The following is a 25,438-nucleotide window of genomic DNA, read 5'->3' as shown; positions in this document are numbered from 1 at the left end:
CGTTCAGAAAAGACGACAAGTTCTACTTCTCTTCCACGGGCCATCCGCGGGTGGGAGGCATGGATGTGTACGAGGCCGGCTACAGCAACGGAGCGGTGTCCAATGTGCGGAACATGGGGATTCCGATCAATACCTTGGCCGATGACTTCGGCTACCGGGTACTGGAGAACGGGGACGTGTACCTGGCATCCAACCGGAAGGGGGGCATGGGTCTGGACGACCTGTACCTGATCGAGGAGATGTACAAGCAGTTTTTGGCACGGGTGATCGACTGCGAGGGCGTGGTGATGACCGACAGCTACATGGCGAACTTGCGTGACAATACGCAGGGACTCAGCGTATCGACACAGATGAACCAGGGTAAGCTGACGGCCGAACTGGAGCCGGAGAGCGACTTCTCGCTGACCATCAGCAAGCCGGGTTACTTCTCGGTGACCGACAACTCGATCACGACCAAGGGCTTTGAGGGGGATACGGTGAAGCGTGAGTACAAGCTGATGCCGATTCCGTACCAGCTGCCGGTATATGTGGACATTGTGTACTACGACCTGGACAAGTTTGCGATCCGCGAGGATGCGAAGCCCGCATTGGACAAGATTGCCGAGATCATGAAGAAATACAGCTTCCTGGATCTGTTGGTGGCGTCCCATACGGACTCCAGGGCATCGGATGAGTATAACATCAAGCTATCCAACAACCGTGCGAAGGCGGTGACCGAATACATGGCACAGTACAACATCGCGGCCGACCGGATCCGCTTGGAGTGGTTCGGTGAGAGCCAGCTGGTCAATGACTGCGGCAACGGGGTACCGTGTTCGGAGGCAAACCACCAGCTGAACAGACGTTCGGAGCTGGTATTGGAAGCCTTCCCTGATCCGACCGTGCAATATGACATCCCAGCCGAGCTAAAGGATAAGGATTTCTGTAATCCGGAGGACCTGTTTGAGATGCTTCAGGACGAGATCAGCCAGATCCCGACGATCTACTTCGACTTTGACAAGGCGATGCTGAGAAGCGTGCACAAGAAGGAGCTGGAGCGTACGGCGATCATGCTGAAGCGGATGCCGAACCTGATGCTGTACATTGAGGGCCACACTGACCAGCGGGGCAGCGAGGAGTACAACCAGAGCCTGTCCGAGCGCAGAGCCGATGCGGTGATGGAATACCTGATGAAGCGTGGCATCGAGGAGAACCGGATGGAGCACCAGTGGTTCGGGGAGACCCGTCCGGTGCACGACTGCAACACCGAAACCTGTACCGAGGCGATGCACCAGCTGAACCGACGGACCGAGTTGCGGGTGGGCAAGTCAGCCTTCACCTACACCGGAAGAAGAAAGAAAGTGGACACCATGTAAGAGGTGTCAACATAAACAAACACACAAAAGGGACCTACAACAGGTCCCTTTTTTTATTCATGAGTTTTAGAACTTTCAGAAATAAGTATCCTCAATTCGGAAAGCTCCTTATCTGTCAAATTCCGCCATTTTCCAGTGCCTAAATCCAAGTGGACATTCATAATTCGGATTCGTACCAGTTGCTTAACTGAATAGCCTAAATAATCACACATTCTTCGAATTTGTCGGTTAAGACCTTGTGTTAAAATAATTCGAAACTTCCGTTGACTGATTCGTTCAACTTTACATTTTTTGGTGACTGTTCCGAGAATAGGAATCCCGTTTGACATTCTCTGAATAAAGCGATCAGTGATTGGTTTATCGACGGTTACGATGTATTCTTTTTCGTGATTATTGTGTGCACGAAGGATTTTGTTGACAATGTCTCCCTCACTGGTTAAAAAAATCAAACCTTCGCTATCCTTATCCAACCTACCAATTGGGAAAATCCGCTGAGGGTGATTAATGTATTCAATGATATTATCTTTTTCTCCCTTGGTATCAGTGGTAGAAACAATGCCTACAGGTTTATTGAAAGCAATGTAAACGTGTTTTTCTAATGGGGCTCCAATAGGCTTTCCATCTACTGTTACTACGTCACCGGGATTTACTTTTGTGCCAAGCTCAGGTATTTTACCATTTATTTTTATTCTTCCCTGCTCGAGGAGTTGATCAGCTTTTCGCCTAGAACAATATCCTGATTCGCTTAGGTATTTGTTGATACGAATAGGTTGATGATCTTTCAAGGAAATGAATTTTAGGATTGATTCAAACCAACCCAATACTTGATAAAAAGCGAAACTTAACTTTGATAGAAAGAAATGTCCAAATGGCCTTATTCTCCTGAGACTCCAGAAGTAGTATTGCTTGACTCATTGGCCATCAATTTCTCATCAGAATTGCTGATCGGGATTCCCGCTAAAAGATTGATTGCTTCGAATTTTATGGTTTCAAAAGCGCTTTTATTTTCAGCCAAAATAGGTTCTGATGGTGGGATTTTTTCTTTCAACCAATCCACCTGCTTCCCATGCTTCCAAAAACGGAAACAAAGATGTGGACCAGTAGCCAAACCTGTGCTTCCCACATAGCCAATAACCTGACCTTGTCTAACCCGAGCACCTTTTTTTATTCCACTTCCGATTTTAGACATGTGAAGGTATTGGGTAGTGTAGGTACCATTATGTTTGATTTTCACATAATTGCCATTCCCTCTAGAATATCCGGCTTCCACCACAGTTCCATCACCTACTGTTCGGATTTCAGTACCCCTAGGAGCAGCATAATCTGTCCCCAAATGAGGTTTATATCGTTTTTGAACAGGATGAAATCTATTTAAATTATATCGAGAACTGATTCTGGAATATTTCAAAGGGTCTCTCAAAAACGCTTTTTTCAGACTGTTTCCTTTTTGATCAAAGAAATTGAGTTCCCCATTTTGCTCAAAAGGGATAGCATGATAAGGCTCACCCATGTGTTCAAAATAGGCCAATTTGATTTCGGTAACCCCTACAGATTTTCCATCAATCAATTTTTCCTCATAAACAACTTTGTATTTGTCTCCTTTTTGAAGTCGCTGGAAATCAACTGACCAACCGTACAAATCGGCAAATAAATCCACTAAATCAGGTCCAATTCCCTGAGCAGTCATATCTACATAAAGGGAATTTTTAATCGTTCCGCCCACTTGCTTGGTTACATACTCAGCTGGTTTTTCCTGACGGTATATTTCCAAACTATCCAAGTCAAATACTACATACTCAGCAGGATTTGGCTCATAAATAAAAAATTTAGCCTGTGCAGAATCTGATGGAGTAAGGATCGTAAACTTCTTATTTAACGCAATGTGACGAACGTCAAAAACTTCCTTAGATTTTTTAGCGATCTCGTCAATAATTTGATAGGGCACCGAAAAAGGACTTAAAATGCTTCCTAGTGTCTGATTTTTTTCAACTGTTCCCTCAATTATATTTAATCCTGTTACATCAATCCCATACAAATACTTTTTAGAATCATCTACTTGTACACTATCTTCTTGAAGAAGCGAATCCTCCCATGAATCGGAGTAGTTTGATCCCAGAGGTTTTAAGAAATAGAAGGCTGCAAAAATTACTAAAGCAATACCTGCTAAGCCTGTCCATTTTTTTGTCATTGGGTAATTCTTTTTAGGGGTGATGTTAGATTTTCCCGAATGAAGGGAAAATATGCGTGTTTTTCAAGTTTTGTAATCAAAAACCATTCCTTATAAGTGGAATTTCTAATAGTTGAGAAGCTTTTTCCTGATTTTTCTATTAAAAACGTGAAACGGTTTATATTCTTATCTGGAATCAGGGAATCTTAGCATTTGAATGAGGAGTCAAATAAGACATTTACTTATCTTTGACGCTCAAAATTTATGTAACCATGCATCGAACTCACAATTGCGGCGAATTACGAATTCAACATGTAGGCACAAAAGTAACATTGGCTGGTTGGGTCCAGCGAGTACGAAATAAAGGGGGGCTTATTTGGGTTGACCTTCGCGACCGCTATGGATTGACGCAATTGATTTTTGAGGAAGGAAGTACTCCCAAAGAGTTGTTGGAAAAAGCAGCAAGTTTGGGGCGAGAGTTTGTGATAAAATCTACAGGGACTGTCATTGAGCGAACGTCTAAAAATGATAAAATCCCTACCGGAGATATTGAGGTCAAGGTAGAGGTACTCGAAGTATTAAATCCTGCCAAGATTCCTCCATTTTTGATTGAGGATGAAACTGACGGAGGAGATGATCTCCGAATGAAATATCGATACCTGGATCTAAGAAGAAATGTGGTAAGGCAAAAATTGCAGCTTCGACACAGAATGATGCAGGAAACAAGAAAGTACATGGATGGGCAAGATTTCATCGAAGTGGAAACCCCTGTTTTGATAAAATCTACCCCTGAAGGTGCTCGGGATTTTGTGGTTCCAAGCCGCGTGAATCCAGGAGAATTTTACGCCTTGCCTCAATCCCCTCAGACTTTCAAGCAATTGCTAATGGTTTCGGGTTTTGACCGGTATTTCCAGATTGTGAAGTGTTTCCGTGATGAAGATCTTCGAGCAGATCGTCAGCCTGAATTCACGCAAATAGACTGTGAGATGTCTTTTGTTAACCAGGAGGACGTATTGTCCATGTTTGAGGGTTTAACCCGTCATTTGTTTAAGCAGGTAAAAGGCATTGAATTGGAAGAAGTCGGTCGAATGACTTATGCCGATGCGATGCGTCTCTATGGAAACGACAAGCCTGATCTCCGATTTGATATGCAGTTTGTCGAGCTTAATAACTTGGTAAAAGGAAAAGGATTTGGAATTTTTGATCAGGCAGAATTAGTAGTTGGTATTTGTGCAAAAGGAGCTGGTTCCTACACTAGAAAGCAATTGGATGAATTGACCGACTGGGTAAAGCGTCCTCAAATAGGCGCAAAAGGTTTGGTCTATGTCAAATTCAATGAAGACGGAAGCCTGAAGTCTACCGTAGATAAATTTTATAGTCAAGACGATCTTGGACAATGGGCAGAAGCGTTCCAAGCTGAGCCTGGAGATTTGATGCTTGTTTTAAGCGGAGATGCCAAAACTGTCCGAAAACAGCTTTCTGAACTCCGGTTGAAGATGGGTGAGGATTTGGGACTTCGCGATCGTTCTGTTTTCAAACCGCTTTGGGTGGTAGATTTTCCTTTGTTGGAGTGGGATGAAGAGACGAATCGATACCACGCAATGCACCATCCATTTACTTCACCGAAAGCTGAAGACATTCCGTTATTGGACACTGATCCCGGAGCGGTGCGCGCCAATGCCTATGATTTAGTCATTAATGGAGTAGAAATAGGAGGAGGTTCCATCCGAATTCATGATAGGACTACCCAGCAGTTGATGTTTAAACATCTAGGGTTTACAGAAGAAGAAGCCCAAAAACAATTTGGGTTTTTGATGGAAGCCTTTGAATATGGAGCACCGCCACATGGAGGAATTGCTTTCGGTTTTGATAGACTCTGCGCTATTTTTGGAGGATCTGATTCCATTCGGGATTACATTGCTTTTCCAAAAAACAACTCTGGAAGAGATGTGATGATCGACTCTCCAAGCCCAATTTCCAATGATCAGTTGGAAGAGTTATCCATCAAATTGGATGTGAAAGCAGATTAAGTAGCTTTCATTCTGGGCGGATTAAATGGGATCGTATTCCCATGACTATTAATAATTGGGCGATTACATAAGTCCCCATAATAAGTATTCCCGATTCTTGAAAGTCCCTGTAAAACTTACTGATGGCAATGATGCCATCTGAAACAAAAAAGAGACTGGCACCAATAAATACCTGCCAAAAAGAATCGGGATTACACTTTTTGAATCGTTCCCTTGCAGTACTCAACATCGAAACGATGACAATGATGTACACGACCACGGGGATTTTTAAAGAACCGAGATTCTGATGAATCAGGTAATAGATAAAGGCAGCGATGATATAAATCGGCAGATTTAGGAAAAAAGTGCGGATGAAATTCACCCCTGCAATACGATTAGGGTTTTGCTGAGCCACTTTAAAGGCGATGATGTAGCATACCTGAGCAATAAAAAATGCTCCCAATCCATAAATAAATAGCTGATTCCACAAAAGAAGAATATCTCCTAAAAGAGAGAAGACCAAAGCCCCCAGTGTTGCTTTAGAAAGTAAGGTCCAGGAAACAGGCTTGGTGATTTTGTAAAAATAAATGATCAAACTTGTGATTATCAATGGTTTGGAATAGATTCGCATACCTGGAAAGTCCTTGATAATTAAAGCCATATCGGCTAAAGAGGCGAAAAGGAAAAGGTAGAGCCAAAAGATGTTTTTGTTTTTCAAGGTTCCAGTAAGTTTTGATATAGATCAAATATAAAGCTATCGCAAATGAGTATTTGAAAAAAATACAATTGAAATTCAAAATAGCTTTTCAAAAATAAATTTTAGTAGATTTCTATATCATGAAATAAAATTTTAAATATTTATTTTATTCAAAATTAAAGATTATTGAATGGGTTAAACCCAAAATGAAACAGAATATGGTTTCGTTTTAATGTTAAGATAATGTTAATTTTTGTGAAAAGAATCAGCAAAAAATTAACGTTATTTGCCCCCGATTAAAATCACCGCAATCTACCTTTGCGGCATGTTTGAATCAACCAACTTTTACCAAAACAAATAAATATGAGGCAAAATTTACTCAAAAACTTGTTGACAGTCCTTTTTGTAGCTTTGAGCAGCACATGGGCAATGTCACAGGGTGTTACGACAGCCAGTATTCAAGGTGTTGTTTCGGATGCTTCCGGAGAATCCCTTCCTGGTGCTAACATTGTAGCAACCCACGAGCCATCAGGTACCCGTTATGGGGCAGTGAGTAACTTGGAAGGTCGATTTGTACTTCCAAACATGCGTGTTGGTGGACCTTACACCGTACGTATTACCTTCGTAGGATTCGAAGATAGAACTTTCGAAGGCATCGTACTTGGTCTAGGCCAAACTTACACTTTGAATGCAACTCTCTCTGACGGATTAGAGTTGGAAGCAATTGAAATTATCGCCAGCCAAGATGCTATCATGAATGCAGATAAGACTGGTGCTGGATTGAACTTGTCTACTGACAAAATCAATGCGCTTCCTACTATCAACAGAAATATCAACGACTTTACTCGATTGACTCCTCAGTCAAACGGTACTTCTTTCGCTGGTACTTCTAGCCGATTCAACAACTATACTATTGACGGTAACATTTACAACAACAACTTCGGTTTGGGTTCTGGACAATTTGCTGGTTCCAACCCTATCTCTTTGGATGCTATCGAGGAAGTTCAAGTTAACTTGGCTCCTTACGATGTTCGTTTGGCTGGTTTTACCGGTGCTTCTGTTAACGCGATTACGAAGTCAGGTACTAACGAATTTTCGGGTTCTGCTTACTACTACTTAAGAAACGATCAAATGATTGGTGATAAAGTAGGTGATACAAGATTGCCAGTAGATGACTCCAAAAACGAAATCATGGGATTCCGTTTGGGTGGTCCAATTATCAAAAACAAATTGTTCTTCTTCGTTTCATATGAAACAGAAACCGAAGCCGTACCTAGTTATACTAAAGTAGCAGCTCGTCCAGGTTTGGAGCCTGATGGTTTGACTGTTTCAAGAGTACCGGCTTCTGATCTTGATTTCATCAGTAATCAACTGCGTTCTCTCTATGGGTACGAAACTGGACCTTACGAAAACTATCCTTTTGCCTCTGAGCAAGAGCGTTTCAATGCTAGATTGGACTTTAATATCAATGACAATCACAAATTGTCTGTTCGATACAACAACTACACGGCTTTCACAGACGTGCGAACCAACGGAAACTCTATCCGATTCATTTCTACTCGTTACAGAAATACTACCAGAACGGGTATTGAGGCGATGAACTTCCGTAACACAAACTACACTAATGACAGAAATGTGCAGTCTTGGGTAGCGGAATTGAACTCTAGAATCGGTGCTAATATGTCAAACCAGTTCAACATTGGTTTCACTTCCATCACGGATCCTAAGCGTGGTATCCCAGGAGGACAGGCTTTCCCATTCATCGAGATTTTGGAGCCAGATGCTTCCGGTAACTTGCTTTACTACACTTCTGTAGGTAACGAATTGTTTACTGTAGGTAACTTGTTGGAAAACAACATCTTTAACGTAACCAACAACTTCTCACTTTATAAGGGTAAGCATACCTATACATTCGGTGCCAACTTCGAATACATGACGTTTGATAATGCATTTAACCCTGTTTTTAATGGGTTTTACCGATTTACAAGTTATGATTCATTCGTGGAATCTGTAATCAATAGAACTCCAGGTGCATATCCCGAAGCCTTCTCAAAAAGCTTTGCCTTAGACGGATCTACAACACCTCCTACGGATCAGACTCGTTTTGGCCAGTTTGGTATCTATGTACAGGATGAATACCAAGTAACTCCTAAGTTGAAAGTGACTGGTGGTCTTCGTGTTGACTTCCCATTCTATCCAATCGACATTCCTCGTAATGAGTTGTTGGATGACTTGAATAAGACTTTCGAAACTCCTGAGGGAACTATTACTCCAGACGTGAGCACTTTCCCTAAAGTAAATCCTCTTTGGTCTCCAAGAGTAGGTTTCAACTGGGATGCCAAAGGTGACAGAACTACTCAGGTTCGAGGTGGTACAGGTATCTTCTCCGGTAGAATTCCATTTGTATGGCTTTCTAACCAAGTAAATGGATCTGGTGTAGTTCGTGGTGGACTTGGATATGAAGGTGATGAAGTTGCTGAAGCATTCGGGCCAAACTATGTATTCAACCCTGATGTTACTTTCGGAAATCCTGAGAATCCAGGTCAGACTTTATCTAACGAATTGAATTTGACGGATAGGAACTTTAAACTTCCACAGGTATGGAGAACCAACTTGGCTGTTGACCAAATCCTTCCATTCGGAATCATTGGTACTGCTGAATTCATTTACTCAAGAGATGTTTCTACTCCTATCGCATACAATCCTGTAGTGCGTACTCCTGATGGAACGCTTAACGGTCCGGATCAGCGTCCTTTCTGGGATGGAGGCTATTCTAACGATCCTGACTTCAGAAACGTATTCTACTTGACAAATGCAAGAAGAAATGCCAACTACTACTCTATTACTGCTCAATTGCAGAAGGAGTTTGAGAATGGTTTCTCTGCTATGGTAGCTTATACCAGATCAAGATCTCAAGATTTGGATGCGGCTGGTGGTTCCCAGGCGATCTCTTTGTGGCCAGCTACTGTACAGTCTGACAGAAACAACCCTGAGTTAAGTTTTGCTGGTTTTGATGTTCCAAACCGTGTAATCGGTACGATTTCTTACCAAACTGAAACATCTACTATCACCTTGTTCTATGAAGGTGCTGATGCAGGTCGTTTCTCGTATACTTACTCTGGAAACTTTGGAGATGCATCTGACCGATTGATGTACATTCCAAATTCAGCTAATGAGTTAAACTTCCAAGAATTTACTCTTGGAGGAAGAACTATCACAGCTGCTGAGCAAGCTTCTCTTTTGGACGCTTACATCGATCAAGATGAATATCTAAGTGCAAACAGAGGTTCTGTTGCTGAAAGAAATGGCGCTTTAAGACCATTTGTTAACCGATTCGATCTTCGATTCACTCAGGATTTGATCTTTACCGGTGATAAGAAGAACAAGCTTCAGCTTTCCATCGATATCTTGAATATCGGTAATATGTTCAACTCTGAGTGGGGTATCCAGAAGTTTGCATTCCAAGATAATCTGTTGAACTACAGAGGAAGAAACGATGCGGGCGAGCCAGTTTATAGATTGAACACTATTCCGGGAACTTCTGACTTCCCAACCGAAACCTTCCGTAACACTACTTCCCTTGGTGATACTTGGAGAATGCAGGTAGGTATTCGATACATCTTCAATTAAGATGTTGAATAAATAATCAGAAAAGCACCTCAATCGAGGTGCTTTTTTTATTTTTAGGAAACAGAAGACTGTAATCATGAGAAATTTTCTACTCCTAATCTTTTTTATTCCCATAGTTTCTTTTGCCCAAACAGACTCTTTGATCTTTAAAAATCAGGATGTAATTGTAGGAGAAATCAAATCCATGAATCGTGGAGTTATCCAAATTGAAACAGATTATTCAGATAGCGATTTTAAGATTAAATGGGATGAACTAATTTATATTAAATCAGATACTCGATACCTTTTTTCCCTTAGAGATGGCACACGATTAAATGGGAAAATTAGCACGATTGAAGATGGGACTTTTTTAATCCGCTATGTAGACCCGGCAGCCCTGATCCGAATCAAAAAGGGTGAACGAGAAGAGGACCAACAAGTTCAAGAGCAAATCGTCACATCCAGTGAGATAGTTTATATGAATGCCCTGGATGATGGATTTTGGAGTCGATTATCAGCTAGTATAGACTTGGGCTGGAGCTTGACCAAAGCCAACAATCTTCGTCAATTTAATATTAGAAGTGGTTTGGGTTATTTGGCAGATCGATGGAAAATCAATTCCTCTTTCAACAATATTCGATCAAATCAAGATGAAGTTGAACCCACAAAAAGAACCGATGCGAATATCTCCTTCGTATATTTTCTTCCAAAAGACTGGTTCCTTTTGTATGATTTTACCTATCTATCTAACACCGAACAGTTGATTCGAGCACGAGTGGGTAATAAAGTCGGATTTGGTAAGTACCTCGTGCATACCAACAAGTCTTATCTGGGCTTCCAAGTAGGAGCCAACTTGAACAATGAAACTTATTTTGATGATACTCCCGGAAGAAGGACTGGGGAAGCATTTTTTGGCTCAGAGCTCAATCTGTATGATATTGGTGATCTAACCCTTTTGTCATCAGTCTTTGCTTATCCAAACCTAACAGATAAAGGCCGCTTTAGAACGGACTTCCGTCTTGATGTAAAGTATGAATTCTTGGAAGATTTTTATGTCAACTTAGGAACGACCATCAACTACGATAACCGACCGATTTCTGGAGCTTCAAGCCTTGATTATATCTTCCAAACAACTATAGGCTGGAGCCTTTAAGAATGGATCATATCAGAAGAAGTTGTCTATTTCTACTGGTTTTTATTGTTCCCTTTATTGGATGGACTTCTCCTTTAGACACCCTTCAATTAGTTGATGGGACTGTTTTGGTCGGGCAGATCAAAAGCATGGAGCGTGGTCTATTGGTTTTGAAGGTTGATTTTTCAGAGAAAAATCTTGAGGTCAACTTTTCAAAAATCTCCAATATTAAAAGTGACCAATCGTTTTTGGTATCATTGGAAAATGGCCGACACATTGAAGCCGAGATCAATCAATTTGAAGGAGATTCCCTAAATTTTAAAATAACTCATCCCACTCGTAGACAACAATCAAAATATGGGATCAAAACGGGCGATTTTTTCAGATATTCTAGGGAAGATATTATCCAATTTTACCAAATAAGCGAAAGCATAAAAAGTCGTATTGATGGAGAAATCGGGATTGGGTTTAACCTTGCAAAGGCAAATAACCTGAGGCAATATTCGCTGCGAGATGTCCTCAGATACAATGGTAACCGATTTATGCTGGTTCAATATTTTAATGGAATTCGGTCCATCCAAAAGGAAACCATTCCTATCTATCGTTATGATGCGAGTATGGTAGGTCTTTACTATTTACCTAAAGAATGGTTTGTGATGGGGCTAGTCAGTTTTCTAAGCAATACTCAACAACTTTTGGATTTGAGAACTGGCTACAAAGTAGGTTTTGGAAAATTTTTGGTCTATTCCAATAAAGCCACTTGGTCATTCATTGGTGGGGTAAATTTGAACCGGGAAAAGTTTAAAGAGTTAAGCACAATTCAAACAAGTACAGAAGGGGTTTTTACCTCGCAATTTGAGGTTAAGGACTTTAGCGTATTTGATATTATTTCCACGCTTAGTTTCTTTAACAGTTTCACAGAAGCAAACCGGGTACGAACTGATTTCAGACTTGACATCAAATACGATCTATTGGATGATTTGTATTTGAAATTAGGAACATCAGTCAATTATGACAATCAACCTACAGAAGGGGCTTCTAAGACCGATTATATCATTCAAACCACAATTGGTTGGATTTTTTAGCGTATAATCCTTCTTTTTTTCCTTTAGTCGAAGGCATTTGCCTCCAGTATCATTTTTACACAATAGACCGATTCTCCTCGTTAATTTTGTGTAGTAAGAACCATTCTAGGTATTCATCAGTTTAGCCTTCATGTTGCATTACAAAACATATCCAAATCCAAATTCTGAGGAATGGGTTGTCTTTGTCCATGGTGCCGGAGGCTCTTCTGCAGTGTGGTATAAGCAGATTAAGGACTTTAAGGAGCAGTTTAATCTCCTATTGATTGATCTTCGGGGTCATGGAAAGTCTACCAATCTGCCCCAGGCCATCTATCAAAAGGAATATACTTTTGAGGATGTAACTCGGGATATCATTGAAGTTTTGGATGAATTGAAAATGCCTCCAGCTCATTTTATGGGGGTGTCTTTGGGGACAATTTTGGCTAGACAGCTTGCCGAAATGGAGCCTTGGAGAGTAAAATCCCTTGTGTTGGCAGGGGCTGTGACTCGGTTGACGATAAAATCCCGGGTTTTAGTATTTCTTGGAAATACCTTTAAGAAGGTAATTCCGTACATGTGGCTATACCGACTGTTCGCCTATATTATTTTGCCGCGAAAGCAGCATTCTGAATCTAGGAATTTATTCATTCGGGAAGCTAAGAAATTATGCCAAAAGGAATTCATCCGGTGGTTTAAACTGACGAAGGATATCAATCCGCTTCTTCGATATTTCAAAGAAGTTGATATCCGAATCCCAACCCTATATGTGATGGGAGATCAGGATGTCATGTTTCTGGAACCGGTGATTCAAATTGTAAAAGAGCATAAAAATGCTATGCTAAAGGTGCTTGAGCAATGTGGCCATGTGGTCAATGTTGAGCGCCCTCAAGAATTTAATCAGCTATCAATGGCTTTTTTGAAAAGCCTTAATTAATTATTCAGCACTTTTCTACATGAAAAAACAAACGAAGATTATTCTATTTGTTGTGATCGCTTTGGTGATCATTGCGGCAGTAATCTATCCAAGATTGGATCAGCGAAGCTCCAATGATAATTCCGTTACCTCAGTCGGTGCGGGACCCGGTCAGCCAAGTGCTCTGCCGGTGGATGTGGTAAAGCTCAAGCGGGAGACATTGGTCAATCAGCTACAAGTAACGGGAAGTATTTTGGCGAATGAATCAGTCAATCTGCGATCAGAGGTTTCCGGTTTGGTCACACGAATTGCCTTCAAGGAAGGCCAATATGTCACCAAGGGTACGCCGCTTCTGTACTTAGATGATGATGAACTTCAGGCACAATATCAGCGCTTGCAGTATACCCAAAAATTGTACGAAACCCAGGAAAATCGCCAAAAGCAATTATTAGCTCGGGAGGCGATTAGCCAGGAAGAATATGATATCGCTCTAAACCAGTACAATACCATTGTTTCCGATATTAAATTGGTCGAAGCTCAATTAGCAAAGCGGATCATTCGGGCTCCATTTAACGGAATTCTTGGTCTTCGTCAGGTATCTGAAGGAAGCGTCATTGGAACAGCAGACGTGATCACAAACATTGTGAATATTGATCCAATCAAAATCGAATTTTCTATCCCAGAGCGATATGCCAATCTGGTAAAAATTGGTTCTCCAATTTATTTCTCAAATGAAGCATCTGATTCTGAATTTGAGGGAACAGTATATGCTTTTGAACCGCAGATTGATGCAGCCACTCGGACGATGATGCTTCGAGCTCAAAGTCCTAATAAGGATAATCAATTTCTTCCGGGAATGTATGTCCGAATTCGATTTGTGTTGGGAGAAACAGAAAATGCACTCATGGTCCCCGCAGAATCCGTTATTCCGGAACTTCAGGGGTATAAGGTTTACGTAGTGGGAGCTGATAACAAAGCCGAAGAACGAGTTGTGGAGATTGGTACACGTACCGATACCCAGGTTCAGATAGTCAGTGGTCTTCAGGAAGGGGATTTGGTTCTAGCTACAGGAATTTTGCAGGCGAGAGAGGGTATGCCTCTAGAATACACCCAAATCAATTAAAATGGCCAGCTTATCAAATATTAGTATCAACCGGCCGGTTTTGGCCATTGTGATGTCCTTGATCATCATCCTTTTCGGAGCGATCGGGATTTCCCTGCTTGGTATCCGTGAGTTTCCCAGCGTGGATCCACCGGTAATTAGTGTTCGAACCAACTACGTCGGAGCGAATGCTGATGTAATTGAAGCCCAGATTACCGAACCCTTGGAAGAAGCCATTAATGGTATCCAAGGGATTAAATCACTTACTTCAACAAGTAATGATGGTGCAAGTAGCATTACCGTGGAATTTGATGTGGGTGCGGATTTGGAAGCAGCAGCGAATGATGTTCGGGATAAGGTAGCTGGAGCTCAGCGAAACCTACCTCCAGATGCAGAACCTCCGGTAGTTTCTAAAGCAGATGCGGATTCTCAGCCCATCGTCTTTTTGAATGTTAAAAGTGATAAGCGCAGTTTGTTGGAGTTGTCTGACATTGCTTCCAATGTTTTCAAAGAGCGATTACAAACAATTCCTGGGGTAAGTCGGGTACAGATTTGGGGAGAGAAGGAATACGCCATTCGACTTCGAATGGATCCTCTGAAAATGGCATCCTATGGGGTGACACCTTTAGATGTTTTACAAAAGGTTCAATCTGAAAACGTAGAGTTGCCTTCTGGCCGAATCGAGGGAGAAACCATCGAACTTTCCGTTCGGACAAAAAGCCGTCTTTCCACGCCTCAGGAATTCAATCAACTGATCATCAAGGAAGATCAGAATAACATTGTTCGTTTTCAGGATGTGGGACGGGCTGAGTTAGCAGCTTTGAATGAGCGGACTGTTTTAAAAAGAGACGGTGTTCCTATGGTTGGGGTAGTATTGGTGCCTCTTCCCGGTTCAAACAACATTGAGATTGTAGATGAATTTTACAGACGATTAGAATTCATCGAAAAGGACTTACCAGCCGATGTGGGTCTTGAAATTGGTTTTGACTCCACACAATATATTCGAAACTCCATTGCAGAGGTACAGGAGACTATTATAACCGCCTTCATTCTCGTGGTGGCTATTATCTTTCTATTCCTTCGAGATTGGCGCACCACCTTTATTCCGGTATTGACTATTCCGATTTCATTGATTGGGGTATTCTTTATCATGTATTTGATGGATTTCTCCATCAATGTTTTGACACTTCTAGGGATCGTGCTTTCCATTGGTCTGGTGGTGGATGATGCCATTGTAGTTTTGGAGAATATCTATGCCCGAATAGAAAAAGGAGAAAAACCTCTAGAAGCTGCGAGAAAAGGATCAGAGGAGATTTTCTTCGCCGTAATTGCAACTACGGTTGCTTTGGCTGCGGTATTCTTGCCAGTTATTTTCTTGACTGGAACCACAGGTAGACTTTTCCGGGAATTCGGAATTGTAGTAGCTGGCTCGGTAATTATCTCTTCATTTGTGGCATTGACCATGACTCCTATGCTAAGCTCCAAATTGCTTAAGCGTAGAGAAAAACATAATTGGTTCTACACGAAGACAGAGCCTGTTTTTGTTTGGCTGAATGAGAAGTATGATAATATCCTCAGTCAATTCTTCAAAGTCCGATGGATGGCATTTCCGATCATTGGTGTTATGGGCTTTGGGATTTATTGGCTCTTTAATCAAATCCCATCAGAACTAACACCAACCGAGGATCGAGGAGAGATCCGTATCAATATGTCAGGTCCTGAGGGAGCTACTTTCTCATACATGGATCGAGTTATTGATGAGATGGTAGCTGATTTCAAGCAAAGCATTCCAGAAAATGAACTTTCCGGAATTATTTCAGTGACCTCCCCTGGCTTTGGTACAGCTAGTACCAACTCAGGCTTTGGTCGATTGATCTTAACGGATTTGGATAAAAGGGAGCGATCTCAGCAGCAAATCTTTGGCGAGGTAAACCAAAAGTTGCAGAAATATACAGCTGTAAGAGCTTTTGCTTCCCAGCCTCAGGCGATTGGTAATAGAAGGGGAGGCTTGCCGGTGCAGTATGTAATTCAGGCGCCTACCTTGGAAAAACTTAAAGAAGTGATTCCTCCTTTCATGGAAAAGGTGAATCAAAGCCCTGCCTTCATTTTCGCAGATATCAATTTGAAATTCACTAAGCCGGAATTGGAAATTGAAATTGATCGGGAAAAGGCTAGAAATATCGGTGTCTCCGTGCAGGAAATTGCTCGAACCTTGCAGCTTTCTTATTCTGGTCAGCGTTTTGCCTATTTCATTATGAATGGTAAGCAATACCAAGTAGTGGGTGAAATGCAACTCGAGGACCGAAATGAGCCACTCAATCTTCGTATGCTTTATGTTCGGGCTGAAAATGGTCAATTGGTTCAGTTAGACAACTTGGTTAAAGTTGTAGAAAAGAGCACGCCTCCTCAGTTATACCGATATAACCGATTCGTTTCAGCAACAGTATCAGCAAACTTAGCTGATGGGTATACAATTGGTGATGGGTTGGATGAAATGGACCGAATATCTGCTGAGGTATTGGACGACTCCTTTGCCACTGATGTATCAGGTCCATCCAAGGAATTCCGTGAGAGTTCAAACAGCTTGATATTCGCATTCTTGTTTGCATTGGTGCTGATTTACTTGGTGCTTTCTGCACAATTTGAAAGTTTCTTGGATCCTTTGACGATCATGTTCACCGTACCATTGGCCTTGTTTGGTGCCTTGTTTACACTTTGGTCTTTCGATTACACCTTGAATATTTTCTCTCAGATTGGGATCATCATGTTGATCGGTTTGGTGACGAAAAACGGTATTTTGATCGTGGAATTTGCCAATCAACGAAAAGCTCATGGACTATCCGTCAATGAGGCAATTTATGGTGCAGCAGTTGCTCGATTTAGGCCGATTTTGATGACATCCCTTTCCACTATCTTGGGGATTTTGCCAATTGCTTTGGGACTAGGAGCAGGTGCAGAGAGCCGTGTGCCTATGGGAGCAGCGGTAATTGGTGGTCTGACATTCGCTACTGTTTTGACCTTGTTTATAATCCCGGCTATCTATACTTATTTGACTTCTAAGGAAGGACGACTCGCAAGAACGTAATGAAGAAACTATTGTTTGGGTTCCTAGTGAGCCTCATGATACAGCCAATTTGGGCACAGGATTCGGAATCTTTAGATCTTGAAAAGGCCTTGCAGCTTGGCTTGGAAAATAATTTCCAAGTCAAAATTGCTGTGGAAACCATCAACCTTCGACAAGGAGAAATTGGGGTTGGATGGTCTGCCTTTTTGCCTGTGGTAGATGCTATCTATACCCGTAACTTTTCAAACGAAGACGTAACACAGACCTTTGTCAGTGATCCGGAGACGCCAAGAGAGATTCTAGGTGCAAAATCCCGCTCCGAAAACTTTACCCTTGCGGCTATTTATGGTTTTCGACCAGAGGCGATTGTGGCGATTAAGCGTTTGGGACAGTTGGCTGAAATTTCTGAATTAGATGCTAAAGTAGCGGTGGAAAATACCGTTGCGGCGATTTCTACAGCCTATTATCGATTAGTGCTAGAATTGCAGCGCTATGAGGTTTTGGAGCGTACCTTGGAACTTAGTAAGGCTCGATTGGATATCGCACAGGCTCAATATGAACTGGGAGGTGCTGGAAAACGGGATTTTTTAACAGCTGAAGTCGATTACAATACGGATTTAAGCCTTTTGAAAAATCAATCCCAAATCATCGAGGCAGCTCGAATCAATCTAAACGAGTTAATGGCATTGGAGCCGGGAGCGGAATTTATAGTAAATGATACCATTACTGTCAGTGATGAGTTACGGTTGGTTGATTTGGAGGAAAATGCTCTGATGGAAAATAAGCAATGGCTGATCACACAGCGTCAGGAAAATGTGGCTTTCCTTCAGCTAAGAGAATTGCAGGCCTCTAGACTTCCTGCAATTAATTTGAATGCGAATTATGCTAACAATACCTTCAATTCAGATGCTGGCTTTTTGATCCAAAACCAACGTGCAGGTTTCAATTATGGAGGTAATATTTCCTTCAATTTGTTTTCTGGATTTTCATTGAATCGACGAATTCAAAATGTTCGAGTTCAGCAAAAAATTCAGGAATACACAGTCGATCAATTTGAAATTCAGTTGAAATCAGATCTGTATCGAGCATTTAACACCTATCAAAATAATCGGGAATTATTGGAGATCGAGCAGCGTAACTATGCAGTTGCGAAAGAAAGCAGTGAAATCGCTCTGGAGCGTTTCCGGTTAGGAATTGCGTCTTATCTGGAATTTCGAGACGCTCAGGTGAATTTGCTGACTGCTGAAAATCGGCTGATTACATCGATTTACAATATCAAAGAACAGGAAATAGAATTGCTTCGGCTTTCGGGAAAAATCTTCTTCGAAAACAGCTTTCAGACTTGGACTCCTCCAGGTTCAGATCAGTGAAATTTTCTTAATTGACTTATTGCTCAAGTCTACAATCCTATCATTTGATAGGATTGGCATACCATTTGACTATCAGGCCTTTCGAACCATTCGGGATTTTGTCCCCAATGCATGAAAAGAGTCTTTCGAGCAATAAGTATCCTTATCATTTTGAGCGTTTTTGGCGTTCAGTGTACCTTTTTGGAAAAGCACTTTTCCATAAATAATGATAAGCCAGCCTATATTTTAGATCTTAAGGGAATTCAAAAGCGGGGTAGTATTCGTGCCGCGATTGATAATAATTCCACGGGATATTATATCTATCGAGGCCGTACAATGGGCTATGAGTACGAGCTTTTGCGCGACCTTGCCAAGCGTCTAGGAGTGGAATTAGAATTGAGGCAGGTAGAAAGTATCGATAAAGCCTTTGATCGATTGAATGACGGTGAGGTGGATTTGATTGCCATGAATTTGGAAATTGATTCCTTACGGTCAGAAAAAGCATCATTTACCCTGCCTCTTGGCACAATCAATACGGTACTGGTTGGAGCGACCGATTCACCGAAAATCCAAAGTTGGGATCAATTGGAAGGGGATACCATTTATGTCCGCCAAGGAGCGATTTACAAATCCCAACTCTGCCAAATCAAGGATTCACTTCAGGTTGATTTTACGGTTTTGGAATCAGATCTGCATGAAGAGACTTTGATAGATGAGGTTGTTGAAAGAAAAATCAAGTGGACCGTAGCAGATCAAAATATTGCTCGGGCCAATGCAACCTACTACGACGGGTTGAATATCTCTTGGACTATATCAGAAGAAAAAGAAGTTGCCTGGCTTGTTCGACAATCCTCACCAATTTTACTGGAAGTGGTCAATGAATGGATGGAAGACAAGCAAAAGCGCTTTATCCCCATGCTCTATGCCAAATATTTTTTGAATTCCAAAAACAGCTATTTCCGATCCAATAGTCCATTTTCTTCTTTGGCGGGAAATCGTATTTCAGTATATGATGATTTGATCAAAGAAGGGGCAAATGATTTGGGTTGGGATTGGAGGTTGTTAGCTTCCTTGGTGTATAGAGAATCCCGATTTGATACCAGTGCAACATCCTATGCGGGAGCACAGGGTTTATTGCAATTAATGCCAGTGACTTTGGAGCGTTTTGGTGTAGAAAATGCCAATGATCCCATCGAGTCGCTAAAAGGGGGCGTTCGTTATCTTCAATACCTAGATAAATTTTGGATGGAGCGTGTACCGGAAGTAAATGAACGAATAAAGTTCATTTTAGCAAGCTACAATATAGGACATGGACATGTGGAGGATGCTTGGAGATTGGCTCTGAAATACGGAGCAAATACCCAAACCTGGGACGAAGTGGCTGATTACTTGGAATTAAAAAGTGATCCCGAATATTATCGGGATCCATTAGTGAGAAGTGGTTTTGCCAAAGGGCACTTGGCAGTTAACTATGTGAAAGATATTCTCAGCGTTTTTGAATCGTACAAAACACTTGTGAATCCTTAAGATTAATCCTCCAATTCAAACATTGCCTCAATTTCCACGGGGATGTTATCTGGTAAGCTTCCCATGCCGACGGCTGATCGGACTCCTATTCCATTTTCTTCGCCCCATACGGCAGCAAAAAGTTCACTACAACCATTGATGATGTAAGGATGCTTTTCGAAGCTGGAAACGCAATTGACCATTCCAAGTACCTTAATTACCCGCTTGACTCGATTGAGGGAGCCGAGGTTTGCTTTGATAGTAGCCAACATAGCCAATCCAACCTGTCGTGCAGCAATTTTCCCTTGTTCAGTATCCAAATCCTCTCCAATTCGGCCAATAATTAGACTTCCATCGGATTTTACTGTCCCATGCCCGGATAGATAGAGATATTTCCCATCCTGAAGACAGGGTTTATAAACGCCAAGAGGTTTTGGGGCAGGAGGAAGTTCCAATCCCAATTTTTTAAAGTTTTCTTCTGGTGAATTCATTTTTATATCAGTTAAATAAATAGATCAAGAAGCAATACGCCGAATAACCCAATAACGGCTACCAAGGTCTCCATCAAAGACCAAGTTTTGATGGTGTCTTTGATGCTTAAGTTGAAAAACTCTTTGTACATCCAAAAGCCCGCATCATTAAAGTGTGAGAACATCAAACTGCCTGCACCAATGGCTAGGACCAGGAGGTTTGGATCCACATTCATGGTATGAATGATTGGGGCAATAATTCCTGCAGTTGTCAGTCCAGCTACGGTAGCCGAACCTACGCAAACTCGGATAATTGCTGTAATGGTCCAAGCTAAAATTAAAGGGTGAACGGACCATGATTGCAATCCTTCTGCGATTTCTTGACTGACTCCCGAATCGGTAAATATTTGTTTGAGTGCTCCCGCTCCTGCTACAATCAATAAGATCATCGCAATATCCTTGGTCGCCTGAGTGTAGCTTTCCATAAGCCTCTTCATGCTCGTCCTTCGTCTTATTCCAAGTGAATAAGTGGCATAAAGAACAGAGATCAGCATGACAACTCCCGGGTCACCCAGAAACTTAAAAAGCTGAGATAGGGAATGGGTTTCGGGTAACCAAAAGCTAATAATCGTGGTGCTTATCAATAAAAATACTGGTAATAAAGCTGTAATCAAGCTATTGGCAATTCCAGGAAGATCTGATTCAGGTAGCGCTTCTGCCTGGAAAGTCTCCAAGGGTTTGGATTCGATTTTTTTGAGTCTTGTGGCAAACAAAGGTCCAGCGATCGCTACTGTTGGTAAGGTGATTAAAAGCCCATAAAAAAGAGTCAAACCCATATTTGCTTCAAACTGAGCAACCAAAGCAGCTGGCGATGGATGAGGAGGTAGAAAGCCGTGGGTAACGGATAGAGCAGCTAGAAGAGGAATCCCTACATACACAGCTGATAGTCTATACTGGTAAGCTACTGTAAATGCCAAAGGAACAAGCAGAACGAAGCCAACATTATAAAATAGCGGAATCCCAACGATCAATCCGGTTAAGGACATGGCCCAGGTGATCTTTTTCTCTCCAAAAAGCCCCATTAAAAACCCTGCAATTCGCTGAGCAGCACCACTTTCTGCTACCAATTTCCCCAACATGGCTCCCATTACAATGACGACTACAAGATCACCTAGCAGGTTTCCCATACCCTTTTGTACAGATCCTGCAATTTGATCAATAGGTAATCCCAGCAGAAATCCTGCTACGATAGAAGCAATCAAGAAGGCCAGAAAGGGATTAAGTTTTGCCCAAACGATCAATAAAACCAAAAGGGCTATACTGAGCAAAACAAACAAGATGGTCATAGGCTATTTTAGGGTTGGTTTTTCAAGATAAAAAATTCCAGCTCCTTTTTAATCGCGAATATGTTCAGTGGGGATTTATTTTTTAATCCATCTGAAAGTAAGTCTACCTGTAGGAGCCAACAGTTGGATTACATAGTATCCAGCTGGAAGAGGCTCTACGATAGATTGAAAATTCTTCTTTAAATGAGGACCTGACCAAACTACCCGACCTGTTTTATCTGTGATTTTAATCTCCACTTCTTGAATCTGCCAATCATTCGGAATTTCCAGATTGATAGGCCCAGAAGAGTATGGGTTTGGAAAAATTACCCCTTCTTCGGGAACCGTTCCAATTGGGGCTATACGGATAGTCGAGGACCAAGAATTTAAGCTGTTTGGTCCTTCAGAATACTTGATTCGATAATAAATTGCATGATAAAGTGGAGCTTGGTCATCGACAAATTCATAATCCCCTTTGTTTTCTTCTTGAGAGTTTACCTCTCCGATTAATTCCCAGTCTTTTGTTGGGAATATGCTTCTGAAAAGCATAAAAGTACCTTCTTTTTCACCTGTTACTTTCCATTTTAGTACAGCTTGAGTTTTTTCCCTTTGGGCATTGAATGCTAAAAAATCTATTGGAAGAATACTAAGAGTTCGAAAACTACCGACTGTGAAGTTGATCCCTTCCAAGTCATCGATGGGAACAAGTCTTCTTGCCCAAAGTAAAGTCGGATCAAGACCTGGAAGATTATTCCCCGGAGCAGCATATCCGGTTCCCACTATGCGTAAGTCATCCACATCGTCTACAATCAATTGATCCGCAGAAATTCGGAGCTCCAAAGCATTCGGGCTTGGATTCAGCCCCGAAAACTGGAAATAGGAGAATAGGCGGTACAAAATCGTGGTTCCGTCGGTATCTTGGAAGTTGGAATTGTATTCAGCACCCTCATATTCGGTGAAACGGATTTCTAGATCTCCTCCATCTGTATTTCCAAGGAGCTGAACCAACCTCAATCCTCCATTTTTCACATCTTCAAAAGGGAAGGTGCCATTGGTAGCGTTTAAGTTGGTAGGTGTGTTTAGATATCTGAAAAAGTCTGCATTTTTCCAGCTACCTCCAGTGTAAGAGATTCCTCCTAAACCAGAAGAATTTACCTCCAAGCCATTACCATTTAGATTAAGGCTGCCATTTTGGATGAAAAAGGTATTGGAAATCGAAATATCTTCTTCAGTTATAAGCTCTCCCGAAGGTTTATTCAAGGTTAGATTTTCAACTTCTAAAGGAAATCCTTCCAATAGTTGGTTGCCAAATCCAACAAAGTGTAGATGACTAGCTGTGGCAATGAATTCACCATTTCCTGATTGGGTCAAATTTCCAAGAATGAACAATTCAGAAGGTAATATCAGATCTTCCGTCTCTTGAATTTCTAAATCACGAATTGAATTTGGGACGGCTGCATCAGGATAGCTTTTGGATAAAAAATACTTTGTTCCGCTTCCTCCTCGATGAATAATTTTCCCATTGAGCTGAAGATTAGCTGCTTCAATTTGGGGAGTTTCACCTTCTAGAATTAGCTCCCCGCCAGGAAGAATCGAAAATAGTTGTGCACTGATGGAACCAGATCGAAATAGAATTTCCTCATTGCATTCACTGATTAATTGGGCACCTCCTTCTATGATAAAATCACCAAAAGGACCTGCGCCATATTCAGTTGTTTCTGTATTAAAGGAAAAAGTGGAGCATTTTGCCGGATTCACGCTTGTATCTAATCGCTGAAGAACCGTTCCGGATCTTATCGTAAAACTAATTGCCTTAAATGCCTCCTCAATTATTAGGGTTTGTCCAGGACCAGGATCAAAGATCACCGAGTAGCGACTTCGGTCCGATTGAGCACTCCAGGCATTTTGTGGAATTATAACCCGGCTGTTTCCACGAAAAGTCAGGGTGGAGGCAGGAGAGTCCCCAATCCAATTGGTACTGTTCCAAGCTCGATTGGGAGTTCCTGGCGCAGGCCCTTGAAAACCTTGAAGGGTTCCATAAATGTCTAGATTAAACCCATTCAAGTTTAGCTTTTGGGCTGCCCCTGCCTCGGCATTTATGAATAAACTTTTTACGGATTCGTTTTGAGATAGAGTAAGTAAATGTGTCTGATCGATGTATATATCATGGTTTTGGTCAGGAACGGTACTGGCAGCTACCCAGTTACTTCCATTAAAGACTTCCCAGATTGCGATTGATTGGAAATCTCCAGATGAAATGGTCCGATAAGCTCCAACTTCTTGGGCAATAGCGATTGAGTAGAAGCAAATACTTGCTACTGCGAATGCCGACAATATCCTGTATATTCGGCTTTTAAAAAGGTGCCAAAGGGCCATCGTTTTGTCCCTGCCTAACATTTTAAAAAGAAGTTGAAAAAGATTAACTAATTTAATAAAATGAGTTTGAAAAATAAAATATTCGGTCTGATTATTTTTTTGTTTTTCAGCCACTTAAGCAATTTGGCTGCTCAGACCTATCAAATCAGCCTTTTGACCTGTGACCCCGGGGATGAGCTCTATATGGCTTTTGGGCACAGTGCGATCCGGGTATTGGACCGATCCAAGCGTACTGATTATGTTTTCAATTATGGCACCTTCAACTTCAATACTCCGAATTTCTACGGAAAATTTGCCGCCGGTAAACTTGATTATATGCTTAGTGTCAGTACCTATGCCGATTTTATTTCAACTTATGCAAATGAAAAACGAAGCGTAAGGGAGCAGGTATTGGACCTTTCTTTTGAGCAGCAGAAGTATATGGTGGAATTTCTTCAGGTGAATTACCTGCCCGAGCGTCGCTTCTATCGATACGATTTCTTTTTTGATAATTGCGCAACGAGGATTCGGGATGCTATGGATTTGGTATTAGGGGATAAATTGGTTTGGAGCGAGGATGAACTAGACGTTACCGATAAGACTTTTCGGGATTTGATTGATGAATATGTGTTGACAATGCCTTGGGCTGATTTGGGGATTGACCTGGCTTTAGGAGCTGTTATTGATCGAAAGGCTTCCAATTGGGAGGCTCAGTTTCTTCCCGAATACATGGAAAAATCCTTCGCAAATGCTACGATAGTAGGTGATGGTCCAACGCGCCCTTTGGTAAAAGAAAGTCGGGTGATTCTTGATTTTCCAAGGCAAAACGCCCAAATGAGTTCCTTTAATCCTTATTGGATTTTTTGGGCAGTGGCGATTGCTTTTACCCTCATTACCTATATTGGATTTAAGCGAAAGCAACTGTATTTGGGCTTTGATATTGCTTTGTTTGTTGTGTTAGGCTTACTCGGAATTGTCGTCTTTTTATTGTGGTTTGCTACAGAACATTCGGCAACTCAGTGGAATTGGAATATTCTTTGGGCTTTTCCGGGCCATTTGGTTCTTGCCTTTGCCTTGCTTCGAAAGCAGCCAAAAGTTTGGGTTAAAAAGTACTTGCTTGCAGCCTTGATTTTGGCAGATGCAGCGGTGGTGTTTTGGATATTGGGATGGCAATCTCTGCACCCAAGCTTGATTCCGATTTTGTTGGTTTTGATTCTTCGAACCAATTACCTCTACTATAATTTGGAAAAATACAGATCGCTTCGGGCTTAATATTTGGTTTTCCAAACTTTTGATGCCCCGAAAAGTGTTTCTATAAACA

Annotated in this window: 17 protein-coding genes; 11 read left to right on the top strand and 6 right to left on the bottom strand. The window is 41.6% G+C overall.

All coding sequences use genetic code 11. The annotated features are described in order from the left end of the window. The coding region (locus E4S40_RS17000; protein WP_135077150.1) for an OmpA family protein at positions 1–1,355 on the top strand (1,355 nt) is incomplete at its 5' end. A gap of 53 nt (positions 1,356–1,408) precedes the next feature. Here E4S40_RS17000 and rluF read toward each other — a convergent pair. Further along, positions 1,409–2,140: a 23S rRNA pseudouridine(2604) synthase RluF gene (gene rluF / locus E4S40_RS16995; RefSeq protein WP_135077147.1), complete on the bottom strand. Its 732-nt coding sequence runs from the start codon at positions 2,138–2,140 to the stop codon at positions 1,409–1,411. Between the two features lie 89 nt (positions 2,141–2,229). Then, positions 2,230–3,543 carry a M23 family metallopeptidase gene (locus E4S40_RS16990; RefSeq protein ID WP_135077144.1) on the bottom strand — a complete coding sequence of 438 codons (1,314 nt, stop codon included), beginning with the start codon at positions 3,541–3,543 and terminating at the stop codon, positions 2,230–2,232. 251 nt (positions 3,544–3,794) lie between these two features. Here E4S40_RS16990 and aspS point away from each other — a divergent pair, with 251 nt between their 5' ends. Continuing rightward, positions 3,795–5,552 carry an aspartate--tRNA ligase gene (gene aspS, locus E4S40_RS16985; RefSeq protein ID WP_135077141.1) on the top strand — a complete coding sequence of 586 codons (1,758 nt, stop codon included), beginning with the start codon at positions 3,795–3,797 and terminating at the stop codon, positions 5,550–5,552. Positions 5,553–5,559: 7 nt separating this feature from the next. On the opposite strand, the gene E4S40_RS16980 is transcribed toward aspS, so the two are convergent. Continuing rightward, the gene (locus E4S40_RS16980) at positions 5,560–6,249 is read right to left on the bottom strand and encodes a lysoplasmalogenase (protein ID WP_135077138.1); all 690 of its coding nucleotides are present in this window, start codon (positions 6,247–6,249) and stop codon (positions 5,560–5,562) included. Between the two features lie 342 nt (positions 6,250–6,591). Between E4S40_RS16980 and E4S40_RS16975 the strand changes: the two genes are divergently transcribed. The 8 genes from E4S40_RS16975 (at position 6,592) to E4S40_RS16940 (ending at position 19,988) form a co-directional block, all read left to right on the top strand. Beyond that, positions 6,592–9,858 (top strand): TonB-dependent receptor, encoded by a 3,267-nt coding sequence (locus E4S40_RS16975; protein ID WP_135077135.1) that lies wholly within the window; start codon positions 6,592–6,594, stop codon positions 9,856–9,858. 76 nt (positions 9,859–9,934) lie between these two features. Then, positions 9,935–10,990: a DUF481 domain-containing protein gene (locus E4S40_RS16970; protein WP_135077132.1), complete on the top strand. Its 1,056-nt coding sequence runs from the start codon at positions 9,935–9,937 to the stop codon at positions 10,988–10,990. Between the two features lie 2 nt (positions 10,991–10,992). Then, positions 10,993–12,054, top strand: a complete 1,062-nt coding sequence (locus E4S40_RS16965) for a DUF481 domain-containing protein (RefSeq protein ID WP_135077129.1) — start codon at positions 10,993–10,995, stop codon at positions 12,052–12,054. Positions 12,055–12,184: 130 nt separating this feature from the next. Beyond that, entirely contained in the window at positions 12,185–12,967 is a 783-nt protein-coding gene (locus E4S40_RS16960) for an alpha/beta fold hydrolase (RefSeq protein WP_135077126.1), read from the top strand. Between the two features lie 19 nt (positions 12,968–12,986). Continuing rightward, a complete protein-coding gene (locus E4S40_RS16955) occupies positions 12,987–14,069 on the top strand; it encodes an efflux RND transporter periplasmic adaptor subunit (protein WP_135077123.1) in 1,083 nt (360 codons plus the stop codon). A 1-nt stretch (position 14,070) separates the two neighbouring features. Beyond that, positions 14,071–17,133 carry an efflux RND transporter permease subunit gene (locus tag E4S40_RS16950; RefSeq protein WP_135077120.1) on the top strand — a complete coding sequence of 1,021 codons (3,063 nt, stop codon included), beginning with the start codon at positions 14,071–14,073 and terminating at the stop codon, positions 17,131–17,133. Next, a complete protein-coding gene (locus E4S40_RS16945; RefSeq protein WP_135077117.1) occupies positions 17,133–18,482 on the top strand; it encodes a TolC family protein in 1,350 nt (449 codons plus the stop codon). The genes E4S40_RS16950 and E4S40_RS16945 overlap by 1 nt, the downstream gene beginning before the upstream one ends. Positions 18,483–18,593: 111 nt before the next feature. After that, positions 18,594–19,988, top strand: a complete 1,395-nt coding sequence (locus E4S40_RS16940) for an MltF family protein (RefSeq protein WP_135077114.1) — start codon at positions 18,594–18,596, stop codon at positions 19,986–19,988. A gap of 2 nt (positions 19,989–19,990) precedes the next feature. On the opposite strand, the gene E4S40_RS16935 is transcribed toward E4S40_RS16940, so the two are convergent. The 3 genes from E4S40_RS16935 to E4S40_RS16925 all read right to left on the bottom strand — a co-directional run bounded on the left by E4S40_RS16935 (position 19,991) and on the right by E4S40_RS16925 (position 24,138). Next, complete coding sequence (locus tag E4S40_RS16935; protein WP_135077111.1) at positions 19,991–20,458, bottom strand: RidA family protein; 468 nt, start codon at positions 20,456–20,458, stop codon at positions 19,991–19,993. Between the two features lie 11 nt (positions 20,459–20,469). Further along, positions 20,470–21,783, bottom strand: a complete 1,314-nt coding sequence (locus E4S40_RS16930; protein ID WP_135077108.1) for a gluconate:H+ symporter — start codon at positions 21,781–21,783, stop codon at positions 20,470–20,472. 75 nt (positions 21,784–21,858) lie between these two features. After that, positions 21,859–24,138 carry a T9SS type A sorting domain-containing protein gene (locus E4S40_RS16925; RefSeq protein WP_161971823.1) on the bottom strand — a complete coding sequence of 760 codons (2,280 nt, stop codon included), beginning with the start codon at positions 24,136–24,138 and terminating at the stop codon, positions 21,859–21,861. Positions 24,139–24,198: 60 nt separating this feature from the next. Between E4S40_RS16925 and E4S40_RS16920 the strand changes: the two genes are divergently transcribed. After that, the gene (locus tag E4S40_RS16920) at positions 24,199–25,389 is read left to right on the top strand and encodes a lipoprotein N-acyltransferase Lnb domain-containing protein (protein ID WP_135077102.1); all 1,191 of its coding nucleotides are present in this window, start codon (positions 24,199–24,201) and stop codon (positions 25,387–25,389) included. Positions 25,390–25,438: the final 49 nt, after the last annotated feature.

This window comes from Algoriphagus kandeliae (genome assembly GCF_004571135.1).
Taxonomy (GTDB): domain Bacteria; phylum Bacteroidota; class Bacteroidia; order Cytophagales; family Cyclobacteriaceae; genus Algoriphagus; species Algoriphagus kandeliae.
This window is presented reverse-complemented; position numbering and strand designations above follow the sequence as displayed.